Here is a 14,054-nt window from a genome sequence, read left to right on the forward strand (position 1 = left end):
TCCCCGCCGATGATCGCCACGATGTCGAATGCCACGATGTGATCGCGGGCCATGGTGATCGGGATCACCGGTGAACACAACGGGTCGAAAGTCGGGGATCCGATCACGGACGATCGGGCGAGCTCCGGTGGTGCGCTATCCGGTGTTGCGCATTCCGGCCGAGATGCCGTTGACCGTGAGCAGCAGGGCGCGCTGCAGATCGGGGTCCGGTTCGTCGACCGTGCGCCGTTCGGCGAGCGCGTGCACCTGCAGGTGGTGCAGGGGCTCCAGGTAGCTCTCGCGCACCTCGAGGGTCTGGCGCAGGAGCGGGTTGTTCGCCAGCAGCGCGTCGCCGGACGAGAGGGCGAGGACCTCGCGCAGCGTCAGCGCGTGCTCGGTCTTGATGATCTCGAAGACGTCCTGCAGCTCGGGGTCGACGAGCTCGGCGACGTAGAAGCCGGCGATGCGCATGTCGGTCTTCGCGAGCGTCATCTCGACGTTGGAGAGCAGGTTGGCGAAGAACGCCCAGTCCCGCATCTCGTCGATCACCTCGCCGTAGCCGGCCTCGCGGGCGGCCTTCAGACCCGAGCCGAGGCCGAACCAGCCGGGGACGATCATCCGGGTCTGCGTCCAGCCGAACACCCAGGGGATCGCGCGGAGGTCGTCGAGCGAGGCGTCGCCACCGGCGCCGGGCCGCTTGCCGGGGCGGGACCCGACGTTGAGCATCGAGAGCTCGTCCACCGGGGTCGCCTGGGTGAAGAAGTTCGGCAGCCCCTCGTGGCCGACGAGCGCCCCGTAGGCCTCCTGGGCCGCGTCCGAGATGACGTCCATCGCCTCGTCCCAGCGCTGCAGCTGGTCGGTCGGCACGCGGCTGGTCTGGTGCAGCAGCGTCGCCTCCAGCACCGCCGAGAGCATGATCTCGAGGTTGTCCTCGGCGAGGCTCGGCAGCGAGTACTTGTCGGAGATGACCTCGCCCTGCTCGGTCACCTTCATCACCGCGTCGACGACGCCGTGCGGCTGCGCCGCGATCGCCTCCGCCGCCGGGCCGCCGCCGCGCCCGACCGAGCCGCCGCGGCCGTGGAAGAGCCGCAGCCGGACCCCGTGCTTGGCGGCGATGTCCCGGAGCTGGCGCTGGGCGGTGTGGATGGACCACTGGCTCGTCGTGATGCCGGCGCCCTTGTTGGAGTCCGAGTAGCCCAGCATCATCTCCTGCACGTCCCCGCGGGCCGCGACGATCGCGCGGTACGACGGGTCGGAGAGCATCCCGTCGAGCAGGTCACCGGAGATCTTCAGCTCGGTCGCGGTCTCGAACAGCGGCACGATGTCGAGCGACGACCGGGCGCCGTCGACGCTGAGCTCGATCAGCCCCGCCTCTCGGGCGAGCACCGCCACGGCGAGGACGTCGTCGACGTTCTGGGCCATCGACATGATGTAGGTGTGCAGGGCCTCCTCGCCGTAGGTCTCCTGCACCTCGCGGATGGTGTCGAAGACGTCGAGGGTCTCGCGGAAGCTGTCGTCGCCGATGTCCTGCCAGTTGCGGCGCGGGGTCAGCGCCCGGCGCCCGGCGAGCTCGTGGGAGAGCACCTCGATGCGGCCGGCGTGGTCGAGGTCGCCGTAGGGCGTCTCCAGTTCCCCGAGCCGGTCGAACAGGGCCGCGAGCGCGGTGTGGTGGAGCTTGGTGTGCTCGCGGACGTCGACCGAGGCCAGGTGCAGGCCCACCGCGTTGGCGGTGCGCATGACGTCGCGCAGCATCCCGTCGGCGATCCGGTCGCCCTGGTGCGAGCGCAGCGAGCGGTCCATCACCTCGAGGTCGGCCAGGTACTCCGCCGAGCCGAGGTAGTCGCGGCCGGGGACGTGCGGCGAACCGTCCGCGTAGCGGGCGCGCGTGTTCTCCAGCCGGGCGTACACGTAGGAACACTTGAGCCGGTAGGGCTCCTCGGCGTTGAGCCGGACGAAGCGGTCGTAGATCTCGGGCAGGTGCCGGCGGTCGCGGGCGAGGCTGCGCCGCAGGTCCTCGCTGACGCCCACCAGCCGCGTCGACACCGAGAGCTCCTGCACGAGCTCCTCGATCAGCCCGATCTGGATCCGCACCCCGCGGTCGGCGTACACCGCCATGGCGTCGCGGGTGAGCTCGGCGGTGACGTTCGGGTTGCCGTCGCGGTCGCCGCCGACCCAGCAGCCGAGCACGAGCGGCCGGGCGCCCTCGGGCAGGTGGAGCCCGACGCGGTCGAGCTCCTCGTCGAGCACCGTGAGCACCTCGGGCACGGCGTGGCGCCCCAGCTGCTCCAGGTAGTAGGAGACCGAGCGGGCCTCGTCGAGCACGGTGGGCCGCTCGGGACGGATCTCGTCGGTCTGCCACATGAGGTCGACGAGGCGCTCGAGCTTCGTCTCCGCCGCCTCCTCGGAGAGCCCGTCGCCGAGGATGCCCGCGATCGCGCGCAGCTTGCCGAGCACCGACTGCCGCTGCGCCTCGGTGGGGTGGGCCGTGAACGTGGGCTTGAGCTGCAGCCGGGAGAGCGCGGTCGCGACCTCGTCGGGGTCGGCCTCGGTGACCAGTCGCTCGGCCAGCAGGTGGATCGGGCCCTCGCCGCCGTCGTGCACCGCCTGGCGCTCCGAGGCCCGGTGGGTCTGCTCCGCGACGTTCGCCAGGTGGAAGTACGTGGCGAAGGCCCGGGCGAGGACCGCGGCGGTGCCGGGGTCGAGCGAGGCGAGCAGGTCGCGGATCTCGGTGTCGCCGCGCTCGGGCACCTCCCGGACGAGGTGACGCACCTTCTCGACGAGGTCGAGCATGTCCTCGCCGTTCTGCCGCGCCAGGGTCTTCCCGAGCAGCGTCGAGAGGCGCCGGATGTCGGTGCGCAGTGCGGAGTGCTCGGACTCGGAGGACACGCTGGTCTCGGTCGAGACGGAGTCGGAACGGCGGCCGGTGCTCATCTGCGGCGTCTCCTCGCGGGCGGGTTCACGGGACGCCCACGACGGCGGGGGACGTCGGCCATCGTTCCCCGGAAGCCGGTTCCCGTACACCTTCCCGGCCGGACGTCTTGTGACCGAGATCGGGCGCGTAGGCAGATGATCATGCCGAGCGCGACACGGACGGACGTCGCGCTCGACATGATCAACTGTCTACGGGGCGCCGAGCCGACCGCGCCCTCGTCGGGAATGCCGGGGCGCGCGCGTCGGGGACCGCCACGACGGGAATGTCCCCACCGTGAGCACCACTGCCGGCAACACGAAGGCCTACGCCGACTCCAGCGGCTCGTTCAAGCGCCGCGGACCCCGGTTCACCGACCGCATCGTCGCGAACCCGTCCGGGCCGGGGGAGTGGCCCGCCGAGCCGGGCCGCTACCGCCTCGTCGTCTCGCTGGCCTGCCCGTGGGCGCACCGCTCGGTGATCGTGCGGCGGCTGATGGGGCTCGAGGACGCGATCTCGCTGGCCATCACCGACCCGCTGCAGGACGACCGGTCGTGGCGGTTCTCCCTCGACGAGGGCGGCGTCGACCCCGTGCTCGGCTACACCCACCTCGAGCAGGCCTACCTCGCCCGCGACCCGGAGGACGGCACCGAGAACGGCGTCTCCGTCCCCGCGGTCGTCGACATCGCCTCCGGCGCCCTGGTCACCAACGACTACCCCCAGATCACGATCGACCTCGGGCAGCAGTGGCGCGCCCACCAGCGCGCCGGGGCGCCCGACCTCTACCCCGAGGCCCTGCGCGACGAGATCGACGAGGTCAACGAGGGCGTCTTCCACGACGTGAACAACGGCGTCTACAAGGCCGGGTTCGCGACGAGGCAGACCCGCTACGAGGAGGCCTACAACGCCCTCTTCGCCCGCCTCGACGAGCTCGACGAGCGGCTCGAGCACCAGCGCTACCTCGTGGGCGAGAGCATCACCGAGGCCGACATCCGCCTGTTCACCACGCTCGCCCGCTTCGACGCGGTCTACCAGGGCCACTTCAAGTGCAACCGGCAGAAGCTGGCCGAGTTCGGGGCCCTGTGGGCCTACGCCCGCGACCTCTACCAGACCCCCGGGTTCGGCGACACGGTCGACCTCGACCACATCAAGCGGCACTACTACATGGTCCAGACGACGATCAACCCGACGCAGGTCGTCCCGCTCGGCCCCCTGACCGCCTGGGACACGCCGCACCACCGTGAGGAGCTCGGCGGGTCGCCGTTCGGCCCGGAGGGCAGCGCGCCCGAGCCGCTGGAGCACCCGCTGCGCCCGCTGGGCCCGATCGACATGTGAGGGCGGGGCCGCCCCGGGTAGCCGCGCGGCGTGAGTGCACCGAAGAACGTCGCCGAGCACGTCCTCGACCGCCTCGCGGCCTGGGGTGTCCACCGCTTCTACGGCTACCCGGGCGACGGCATCGGCGGGATCTTCACCGCCCTGCCCGAGCGGGACGACGCCGAGTTCGTGCAGGTCCGGCACGAGGAGACGGCCGCGTTCGCCGCGTGCGCGGACGTCAAGTACGGCGGCTCGCCGATCGGCTGCTGCGCGGTGACCAGCGGGCCCGGGGCGATCCACGCGCTCAACGGGCTCTACGACGCCAAGCTCGACCACCAGCCCGTCGTCGCCCTCCTCGGGCACACCGCGCAGACCGCGCAGGCCGGCGGCTACTACCAGGAGGTCGACCTCGGCACGCTGTTCTCCGACGTCGGGGGCTACGTCGCCGAGGTGAAGGATCCCTCGCAGGTGCGGCACGTGATCGACCGCGCCTGCCGGACCGCGCTCGCCGACCGCACCGTCTCCGTCGTCATCCTGCCCAGCGACGTGCTGGAGGAGGACGCCGTGCCGGAGCCGCCGGACGCCCACGGCTACTACCAGACCTCCGCCGTCCCGTCCTCCGACCCGGGCGCCCCGGCACCCGCCGCGCTCGAGGCCGCGGCCGCGGTGCTCAACGCGGGGGAGAAGGTCGCGATCCTCGCGGGTGCGGGCGCGCTGGGCGCGTCGACCGAGCTGACCGAGGTGGCCAACCGGCTCGGCGCGGGCCTGTCGACGGCGCTGCTCGGCAAGGGCGTGGTCGACGAGCGCTCGCCCTGGAACTGCGGGGCGATCGGCCTGCTCGGCACGACGGCCTCGTGGCACCTCATGCGTGAGTGCGACACGTTGCTGATCGTCGGCTCGACGATGCCCTACACCGAGTACTACCCGGCGCCGGGCCAGGCGCGGGCGGTGCAGATCGACGTCGACGGAGCCCGCTGCGGCATCCGCTACGACACCGACGTCAACCTCACCGGCGATGCCGCCCTGACGCTGCAGGCCCTGCTGCCGCTGCTCGAGGACAAGACCGACCCGACCTGGCGGGCACACGTCGAGCGCTGGACCGCCTCCTGGGACGACTACTCCGAGCAGCGCGCCCACCAGCGGACGACGACGCTGAACCCGGAGCTCGTGGTCCGCGAGCTCTCCGACCGCCTTCCCGACGACGCCCAGGTCGCCGTGGACTGCGGCACCGCCACCTCCTGGTACGCCCGCGACCTGTCCCTGCGGCCCACCCAGCGGGGATCGCTGTCGGGCACCCTGCTGTCGATGGGCGGCGCCCTGCCCTACGCGATCGCGGCGAAGACGGCGCACCCGGACCGACCCGTCGTCGGGCTGGTGGGCGACGGGGCCATGCAGATGAACGGGGTCAACGAGCTGATCACCGTGCAGCGCTACTGGCGGACCTGGGCCGACCCGCGGTTCGTCCTGCTGGTGCTCTCCAACGACGACCTCTCCTACGTCTCGTGGGAGACCCGCGGGATGCTCGGCGAGGCCCCCGACCCGCAGTCGCAGGCGATCCCGGACGTGCCGTACGCCGAGTGGGCGAAGCTCCTCGGGCTCGGTGGGGCCACTCTGACCGACCGCGCCGACATCGGGTCGGTGTGGGACGCCGCGCTGGCGGCCGACCGGCCGTTCGTCATCGACGCGAAGGTCGACAAGGACATCCCGCTGGTCCCGCCGCACGTCACGCTCTCGCAGGCCGTCAACACGGCGCGCTCGCAGGTCGCGGGCGACCCCGACGCCCTGTCGATCATCGCCAACGGCGTGAAGGAGACCGTCGGGGCCAAGGCCCGCTCGCTGCTCGGCCTGGCGCCGAAGGACTGAGCGGCGACCCCTACGGTGGAGCCATGGCAGTCACCGTGGAGAACGCCGACGACCTGACCCGTGCGCCGGGCGCGTCGGTCACCCCCGACACCCTCCCGAACGACCTGGACATCACCGACCTCGTCGTCGGCGGCGGCGCCGAGGCGAGCCACCGCGACACCGTGCAGGTGCAGTACGAGGGCCGGCTCGTGTCGGACTCGAGCGAGTTCGACTCGTCGTGGAGCCGCGGCGGGGCCCCGGTCGAGTTCCCGCTCGGGCAGGTCATCGACGGGTTCAAGCTGGGCATCTCCGGCATGCGCGAGGGCGGGCGCCGCATCCTCGTCGTGCCGCCGCACCAGGGCTACGGCCCGCAGGGCGCGGGCGGGGTCATCCCGCCGAACGCCCACCTGGTGTTCGTCGTGGACCTCGTCAAGGTCAACTGATCCTCTAGGGTGCGCAGCGGTACCGAGCGGTACCACTGCGCACCCAGGAGGTCGACCGTGCCGGAGAAGGCGCCAGACGTCGTCGTCAGCGAGACCATCGCGGCCCCACCGGAGAAGGTGTGGGAGCTCGTCGGCGACCCCGCCCGCATCGGCGAGATCTCGCCCGAGTGCTACTCGATCCGCTGGCTCGGCGGTGCCACGGGCCCGAGGCCCGGCGCCCGCTTCATCGGCTGGAACCGCAAGGGTCTCCTGCGCTGGCCGACGACCAGCACGGTCGCCGAGTACGACCCCGCCCGCCACATCAGCTGGGACGTCGACGTCGTCGGACAGTCCGTCGCCCGCTGGAGCTTCACCCTCGAGCCCGAGGGCGCGGGCACGAAGGTCACGCAGCGCTGGATCGACAAGCGCACGGCCATCGCGTCGCTGGTCGGCAAGGGCCGGACCTCGGACAGCCCGTCGCACAACCGCGAGGGCATGGCGCGCACGCTCGCCACGGTGAAGGCGCGCGTCGAGGGCTGACCGGTCGGTAGTAGCCCGACCGGGTGACGTGACTGGCGGATTCCTCCCCGCTCGTCAGGATCGGGGCGTGGTCCTTCCCGACGACGGGTCCTCCCGGACCGGCGTGGGCGGACTCGACGGCCCCGCGGCGGACCTGGCGGCGACGCTCGCCGTGTGGGGCGGCGCCGCGACCGTCGAGCACCTCGCCGCGGTGTCGGGGCTGCCCGCCGGCGCGATGCTGCGCGCCGTGCGGGAGGCCGTCGACGCGGACGTGCTCCTCTGGTGCGACGACGAGCGGCTCGACTTCGTCCGCACCGAGGACCGGGAGGCGGCGTACGCGGACGTCCCGCGGCCGCTGCGTCGACTCCTGCACTCCGCGCACGCGGCCGCCCTGGAGAGCGCGGACGCGCTGTCGCGGGCGGCGACGCTCGCCGGGGCCGGTCGGGTCGACGACGCGGTCCGGGTCGCCCGCGGGGAGCTCGCCGCCTGCGAGGACCCCGCGGTCCGCGCCCGGCTCCGCTCCTTCCTCGTGTTCACGCTGATCAGCGCGGCGCGCGTGGCGGACGCCCGGGCGGAGCTCGACGCGGTGCTCGCCCTCCCGTTGCCCCGCGAGCAGCAGGAGCGGCTGACCCACCTGCGGACGTGGGTCGACCTCCTCGCCGGCGACGGCCCGGTGCCCGCCGCCGACCCGGTCGAGGGCAACCCCACCGCGCTCCTCAACGCCGCCATCGCGTCCTTCCTCCGCGGGCGGACGGTCCGCGCCACCGAGCTCGCGGTCGCGTCGGTCGAAGCGCGGGCGGGGGAGTCCTGGGCCGAGGCCGCGACGGCGACGGTGTGGCCCGCGTGGTGCCGCCTGCTCGCCGAGGGGCCCGCGGCGGCCGACCGCGACGCCCGCGAGGTCCGCGACCGGGCCGCCCGCGCCGGGCACCTCTGGCTCGGGCCGTACCACGACTTCGTCGCGGCCCGTGTGCACGCGGTCGCCGGGCGCTGGTCGGACGCGCGCGCCGAGCTGGACGGCGGTCTGGCCGCCGCGGCCGGCACCGGGACGGGCTGGACCTCGCTCGCCGTGGCCGGGCGCGCCCGGCTGGACCTCGACCGCGGCGACACCCCGGCCGCCGCCGCCGCGCTCGAGCGGGCGGCCACGCTGACCGAGCAGTTCGGTCTCCCCGCCGTCACCCTGGCCACCGCGGTGCTCGACGAGGCCCGCGGGGCACCGGACGCCGGCCTGCGCCGCGCGGACGCCGCGTGGCGGGCCGCGCACCGGGACGGCCGGGTCGCGCCGGTCGCGATGTACGGCACCGACGTGGCCCGCCTCGCCCTGCGGGCCGATCGGCGCGACGTGCTCGACGACCTCGCCGCGGCCCTGCGCGCCGACCCGCCCGACGGCGTGCTCCTGGCGCCCGTCGTGGACCTCGTCGTCGGCCTCGCCGCCGACGACCTGCCCGCGGTCCTGACCGCCGCCGACGCCCTCGACACCGCCGGTGACGTACCCGGCGCGATGGCGGCCCGCGAGGAGGCGGCCTGCCTGGCGGCCCGTCTGGGCGACGCGGACGCCGCCCGTGCCCTCGCGAGCCGCGTCCGGGAGACGGCCGACCACGTCGGCGCCGACGGCGTGTCCCGTCGGCTGGCCAACCGGCTGCGCTCCCTCGGGGTGCGGCTCGGCGCGGGTGGCCGGCGTGGTCGCCCGCCGGAGGGCTGGGACGCGCTCACCCCCACCGAGCGTCGGGTCGCCGATCTCGTCGCCGAGGGCGTGGCGGGTCCGGAGATGGCCGCCCGCCTCGCGATCTCGCCCCGCACCGTGCAGACCCACGTCTCGAACGCCCTGCGCAAGCTCGGTCTGCGCACCCGGGTCGAGCTCGCGACGACGGCGGCGAGGCACCACCCGGGCTGACGCGTCCGTCTACGTCATCGCACGGATGTTCCGGCGACGGATCTCGGTCACGCTGAGTCGTACGTGCTGCGACGAAAGGGTGGCGATGTCCTTCTTCCTGTTCATGTGGATCGTCCTGCTCGGCGGTCTGGTACTCCACGTGATCCTCGACCGGTCTCCTGACCGTCGCAGCGGTCGCCGCATCCTGCAGCTGACGTCGCTGTGGTTCGTGGCCGTCGGGCTCGGCGTGAACGGCGTGCTGGCCGGGTTGGTGCACATGGGGCCGGGCGCGGCGGCGGCCGCGGAGAGCATCGGCTGGTCGCCGTCCCCCTTCCAGTGGGAGAACGGCGGCTCCGACCTGGCGGTGGGGCTCGCGGCCCTGGCGGTCGTCCGGACGCGGTTCCGGGGCGGTTGGATGAGCGCGACGATCCTCGTCGCCTTCGTACAGCTGTGGCTCGACGGCATCCAGCACGTCACGCAGTGGCTGATGCACGGCAACACCGCACCCGACAACGTCGGCGCGATCCCCACCTGCTTCCTCGTGCCGCTCGTCGCGGCGATCACCACCTGGGCCGCGCGCCGCGCCGCCGCCCGCCACACCACGCCCGGCGCCCACGAGGGCGCCACCCCCGCCCGCGTGCCGGCCTGAGCCCGCAGCGACCCGTCGTCAGGAAGAAGGAACCATGCCCGCCACCTCCTGGCTGATCATCGTCGCGATGATCGCCTACGCCATCTACAAGCAGACCCAGCGCCACGAGATCGTCGGGTCGTCCCGCTTCAAGCTCGCGATCATCTACGGCGTCGTCGGGATCGCCATCGGCGGCTACCACGCCCCGACCAGCGGCCTCGCCTGGACGTTCCTCGGCGCCAGTATCGCGCTGTCGGTGGTCGTCGGGCTCGCCCGCGGCCGCCTGACCCGGGTGTGGCCGGAGGGCGGCCGGGTCTACGCCCAGGGCACGTCGCTGACGATCGGCCTGTTCCTGGGCATGGTCGTCGTCAAGTTCGCGCTCGGCACGCTGGCGTACGTCGAGGGCATCAGCGACAACGGCGGGATCGGCGAGGTCCTGCTCATGATCGCGGTGATGGTCGCGTTCCAGGCCGAGCTGGTCTGGCGCCGCGCGCTGCCGTTGGGGGCGCGGGAGTCCTCGAAGGACGCCGTCGGGGCCGCCCGTTAGCGTGGGGGCGTGCGAGTGGCGACCTGGAACGTGAACTCCGCGAAGGCCCGCGAGCCGCGCCTGCTGGGCTGGCTCGACGAGCGCGCACCCGACGTCGTGTGCCTGCAGGAGACCAAGCTCTCCGACGAGGCGTTCGACGAGACCTTCGGGGCCGCGCTGGCCGAGCGGGGGTACCAGGTCGCCCACTACGGCGAGGGCCGGTGGAACGGCGTCGCCCTGCTCTCCCGCGTCGGTCTCGAGGACGTGGTGAACGGGCTCCCGGGGGCGCCCGGCTACCCGCACCAGGAGGCCCGGGCGGTCACCGCGACCTGCGGCGACCTGCGGGTGACCAGCGTGTACGTGCCGAACGGCCGCACCGTCGACGACCCGCACTACGCCTACAAGCTGGAGTGGCTGGGTGTGCTGCGCGACGTGGTCCAGGCGGGCGACCCCGACCGCACGATCGTCGCGGGCGACTTCAACATCGCCCCGGCCGACCTCGACGTGTACTCGGTCGAGGCGTTCGCCGAGTCCACCCACGTGACGCCGCCGGAGCGCGAGGCGCTGGCCGCGATCGAGAAGACCGGCCTGCACGACGTGATCCGCGACCGCTGGGTCGACGTCCCCGCCTTCACCTACTGGGACTACCGCGGCGGCGCCTTCCACCAGGACCGCGGCATGCGCATCGACCTGGTGCTGGCGGGCGCGCCGGTCGCGGAGCGCCGCCAGGCCGCCTGGGTCGACCGCCAGGCCCGCAAGGGCACCGGCCCGTCCGACCACGCCCCGGTGATCGTCGACCTCGACGCCGCCCCGGACGGCGACATCGGCCCGGTCGTCCCGCCGCCCTCGCTCGGCGCGAAGAAGGGCGCCCCGCGGCGGAAGAAGGCCTGAGGCCCACCGAGCGAACGGCACTCTCGCGCACATGGATGCTGCGACAGTGCCGCTCGTTCAGTCGGAGACCGTCTCGAACGGCCCCACGTGGGTCACGTGGACGACCGCCGAGCCGACCTCGTCCGAGGCGTCGAGGTCGACGGTGGCGGTGATGCCCCAGTCGTGGTCGCCCTCCGGGTCGTCGAAGACCTGGCGGACCTCCCACGTGCGGCCCCGGTCGACCACGCGGAACAGCGCCGGGCCGCGGGCGTCCGGGCCGGCGCCGAGCGTGGGGTACTCGTCGAAGTAGTCGAGCATCGCCTGCGACCAGGTCTCCAGCGAGGGACCCTCGTCGTCGGAGAGCTCGGCCAGGTCGCCCGGCACCCGCCGGGCGAACAGCTCGACGCGCCGGAACATCTCGTTGCGCACCAGCACCCGGAAGGCCCGCTCGTTGCGGGTGACCGGCGGCGGCCCCTGGTCGATCGGGGCGGCGTCGGTGCCGGCCGCGTCGAGCTCCGTCGGGTTGGACAGCGTCTCCCACTCGTCGAGCAATGACGAGTCGGTCTGGCGGACGAGCTCGCCGAGCCAGGCGATGAGGTCGTCGAGGTCGTCGGTGCCCGCCGACTCGGGGATCGTCTGGCGCAGTGCCCGGTAGGCGTCGGTGAGGTAGCGCAGGACGAGGCCCTCGGACCGGGCGATCTTGTAGTGCGAGACGAACTCGACGAACGTCATGGCGCGCTCGTAGAGGTCGCGGACGACGGCCTTGGGGGAGAGCTCCGCGTCGCCGACCCAGGGGTGGCCCTTGCGGTAGGTCTCGAACGCCGGCTCCAGCAGCTCCACGAGCGGCTTCGGCCAGGTGATCTCCTCGAGGCGCTCCATCCGCTCCTCGTACTCGAGCCCCTCGGCCTTCATCGCGCCGACGGCCTCGCCGCGCGCTGCGTTCTCCTGGGCGCGCAGGACCTGCTTCGGGTCGTCGAGCGTCGACTCGACGACGCTGACGAGGTCCAGCGAGTAGGTCGGGGACTCGTCGTCGAGCAGTTCGAAGGCAGCCAGCGCGAACGGCGAGAGCGGCTGGTTGAGCGCGAAGTCGACCTGCAGGTCGTCGACGAGCCGGACCGTGCGCCCGGCCTCGTCCGGAACCTTCAGCACCTCGACGACGTCCGCCTCGAGGAGGCCGCGGAAGAGCTGGATCGCGCGGAGGATCAGTCTGCGCTGGGTGGGACGGTCGGCGTGGTTCTCCTCGAGCAGGTGGCGCATCGCCGGGAAGTACGGGCCCGGGCGCTGCGCGACCTGCAGCAGCATCGCCGTCGTCACGCGCATCTGGCTCGTGAGCTGCTCGGGCTGGGCCTCGACCAGCTTCTCCATCGTGCGCTCGGACCACGACACGAACCCGTCCGGCGCCTTCACCCGCACGACCCGCCGCTGCTTCTTGACGTCGTCGCCGGCCTTCGCGAGGCGCTTCGCGTTCTCCACCTCGTGCTCGGGGGCCTGCACGACGACGAAGCCCGCGGTGTCGTAGCCCGCGCGCCCCGCCCGGCCCGCGACCTGGTGGAACTCGCGGGCGCGCAGGTGCCGGACCCGCTGGCCGTCGAACTTCGTCAGGGCCGTGAACAGCACCGTGCGGATCGGGATGTTGATCCCGACGCCGAGCGTGTCGGTGCCGCAGATCAGCTTGAGCAGGCCGGCCTGGGCGAGCGTCTCCACGAGCCGGCGGTACTTCGGCAGCATCCCGGCGTGGTGCACCCCGATGCCGTGGCGCACGAGGCGCGACAGGGTCTTCCCGAAGCCCGCGGTGAAGCGGAAGGAGCCGATGAGCTCGGCGATCTGCTCCTTCTCGGCCTTCGTCGAGACGTTCAGGCTCATCAGCGCCTGCGCCTGCTCGATGGCCGCGGCCTGCGTGGTGTGCACGATGTAGACCGGCGCCTGCCTGCCGGTGATCAGCTCGGAGATCGTCTCGTGCAGCGGCGTGGTCGACCAGCGGAACGACAGCGGCACGGGGCGCTCGGTGTTCGCGACGACCGCGGTCTCGCGTCCGGTGCGCCGCGTCAGGTCCTCCTGGAAGAACGAGACGTCGCCGAGGGTCGCCGACATCAGCAGGAACTGGCACTGCGGCAGCTCGATCAGCGGCACCTGCCACGCCCACCCGCGGTCGGGGTCGGCGTAGAAGTGGAACTCGTCCATGACGACCTGGCCGATGTCGGCGGCCGCGCCCTCGCGCAGCGCCCAGTTGGCCAGCACCTCGGCGGTGCAGCAGATGACCGGCGCCTCGGGGTTGACCGCCGCGTCGCCGGTGAGCATGCCGACGTTGGCGTAGCCGAGCTGGGCGCCGAGGGAGAAGAACTTCTCGCTTACCAGCGCCTTGATCGGCGCGGTGTAGACCGTGCGCTCACCCCGCGACATCGCGGCGACGTGCGCGCCGAGCGCGATCAGCGACTTCCCGGAGCCGGTGGGCGTCGAGACGATCACGTTCGCGCCCGTGACGAGCTCGATCAACGCCTCGGCCTGCGCCGGGTAGAGCTCCAGCCCGCGCTCGGCCGCCCAGGCGGAGAAGCCCTCGAACAGCTCGTCGGGGTCGGCGCCGGGCGTGGGGAGCAGGGACGGTGCGCTCATCGCCGTCCATCCTCCCAGGTCTGCGCGACGACCCCGGGGACCGGCGACCCGTCGGCCACCGGACGGTTAGCGTGGGCAGGCGTGGACGTCGAGCTGACCAGGCTGCCGGGGATCGGCACGAAGCAGGAGTTCGTCACGGGTGACGGACGCCGGGTCGGGGTGCTGACCCACCGCGACGGGCACCGGGAGCTGCTGCTGACCGCCCGCGAGGACCCGGACGCCTGCGTCGCGACCGTCCCGCTGTCCGAGGCCGAGTGCAACGCGCTCGGCACGCTGCTCGGCGCCCCGAACCTCGTCGCGAAGCTGGGCGACCAGCAGCGCGAGGTGGAGGGCGTGAACACCGCCCAGTTCCCCATCGCGGCGGGCTCGCCCTACGTGGGCCGGCCGCTCGGCGACACCGCGATGCGCACCCGGACGGCCACGTCCATCGTCGCCGTGGTCCGCGATCACGTCGTCTCCCCGTCGCCCCGCCCGGACTTCGTGTTCGCGGCCGGGGACCTGGTGGTGATCGTCGGGACGGGCGAGGGCCTGAAGCAGGCGGCGGAGATCCTCGAGGCCGGCTGAGC

Annotated in this window: 11 protein-coding genes; 9 read left to right on the plus strand and 2 right to left on the minus strand. The window is 73.1% G+C overall.

Annotated elements, in window-relative coordinates; all coding sequences use genetic code 11:
- Positions 1-135: 135 nt before the first annotated feature.
- Positions 136-2,910, minus strand: coding sequence for a phosphoenolpyruvate carboxylase (gene ppc, locus ACQPYX_RS14760; RefSeq protein WP_433803631.1), 2,775 nt, complete (start codon positions 2,908-2,910; stop codon positions 136-138).
- A 274-nt stretch (positions 2,911-3,184) separates the two neighbouring features.
- Between ppc and ACQPYX_RS14765 the strand changes: the two genes are divergently transcribed.
- The 8 genes from ACQPYX_RS14765 (at position 3,185) to ACQPYX_RS14800 (ending at position 10,899) form a co-directional block, all read left to right on the plus strand.
- Complete coding sequence (locus ACQPYX_RS14765; protein WP_433803632.1) at positions 3,185-4,222, plus strand: glutathione S-transferase family protein; 1,038 nt, start codon at positions 3,185-3,187, stop codon at positions 4,220-4,222.
- A gap of 30 nt (positions 4,223-4,252) precedes the next feature.
- A complete protein-coding gene (locus ACQPYX_RS14770) occupies positions 4,253-6,064 on the plus strand; it encodes a thiamine pyrophosphate-requiring protein (RefSeq protein ID WP_433803633.1) in 1,812 nt (603 codons plus the stop codon).
- A gap of 23 nt (positions 6,065-6,087) precedes the next feature.
- A complete protein-coding gene (locus ACQPYX_RS14775) occupies positions 6,088-6,486 on the plus strand; it encodes an FKBP-type peptidyl-prolyl cis-trans isomerase (protein WP_433803634.1) in 399 nt (132 codons plus the stop codon).
- Between the two features lie 57 nt (positions 6,487-6,543).
- On the plus strand, positions 6,544-7,005 hold the full coding sequence (locus tag ACQPYX_RS14780; protein ID WP_433803635.1) for an SRPBCC family protein: 462 nt from the start codon (positions 6,544-6,546) through the stop codon (positions 7,003-7,005).
- 67 nt (positions 7,006-7,072) lie between these two features.
- The gene (locus ACQPYX_RS14785) at positions 7,073-8,875 is read left to right on the plus strand and encodes a LuxR C-terminal-related transcriptional regulator (RefSeq protein WP_433803636.1); all 1,803 of its coding nucleotides are present in this window, start codon (positions 7,073-7,075) and stop codon (positions 8,873-8,875) included.
- 85 nt (positions 8,876-8,960) lie between these two features.
- The gene (locus ACQPYX_RS14790) at positions 8,961-9,503 is read left to right on the plus strand and encodes a DUF6790 family protein (RefSeq protein ID WP_433803637.1); all 543 of its coding nucleotides are present in this window, start codon (positions 8,961-8,963) and stop codon (positions 9,501-9,503) included.
- A 34-nt stretch (positions 9,504-9,537) separates the two neighbouring features.
- Complete coding sequence (locus ACQPYX_RS14795; RefSeq protein WP_433803638.1) at positions 9,538-10,029, plus strand: hypothetical protein; 492 nt, start codon at positions 9,538-9,540, stop codon at positions 10,027-10,029.
- 9 nt (positions 10,030-10,038) lie between these two features.
- The gene (locus tag ACQPYX_RS14800) at positions 10,039-10,899 is read left to right on the plus strand and encodes an exodeoxyribonuclease III (RefSeq protein WP_433803639.1); all 861 of its coding nucleotides are present in this window, start codon (positions 10,039-10,041) and stop codon (positions 10,897-10,899) included.
- A 57-nt stretch (positions 10,900-10,956) separates the two neighbouring features.
- Here the strand turns inward: ACQPYX_RS14800 and ACQPYX_RS14805 are convergent, their stop codons facing one another.
- On the minus strand, positions 10,957-13,488 hold the full coding sequence (locus tag ACQPYX_RS14805) for a DEAD/DEAH box helicase (RefSeq protein ID WP_433803640.1): 2,532 nt from the start codon (positions 13,486-13,488) through the stop codon (positions 10,957-10,959).
- Between the two features lie 81 nt (positions 13,489-13,569).
- Here ACQPYX_RS14805 and ACQPYX_RS14810 point away from each other — a divergent pair, with 81 nt between their 5' ends.
- Positions 13,570-14,052 carry a cation:proton antiporter regulatory subunit gene (locus ACQPYX_RS14810; protein WP_433803641.1) on the plus strand — a complete coding sequence of 161 codons (483 nt, stop codon included), beginning with the start codon at positions 13,570-13,572 and terminating at the stop codon, positions 14,050-14,052.
- Positions 14,053-14,054 lie beyond the last annotated feature (2 nt).

Origin of the sequence: Actinomycetospora sp. CA-084318 (assembly GCF_050955885.1) — a bacterium.
Classification (GTDB): Bacteria; Actinomycetota; Actinomycetes; order Mycobacteriales; family Pseudonocardiaceae; genus Actinomycetospora.

Coding starts and splice junctions, on each gene's coding strand:
- ACQPYX_RS14790 (WP_433803637.1), top strand. CDS start 8,961: ATGTCCTTCTTCCTGTTCATGTGGATCGTCCTGCTCGGCGGTCTGGTA.
- ACQPYX_RS14775 (WP_433803634.1), top strand. CDS start 6,088: ATGGCAGTCACCGTGGAGAACGCCGACGACCTGACCCGTGCGCCGGGC.
- ACQPYX_RS14795 (WP_433803638.1), top strand. CDS start 9,538: ATGCCCGCCACCTCCTGGCTGATCATCGTCGCGATGATCGCCTACGCC.
- ppc (WP_433803631.1), bottom strand. CDS start 2,910: ATGAGCACCGGCCGCCGTTCCGACTCCGTCTCGACCGAGACCAGCGTG.
- ACQPYX_RS14805 (WP_433803640.1), bottom strand. CDS start 13,488: ATGAGCGCACCGTCCCTGCTCCCCACGCCCGGCGCCGACCCCGACGAG.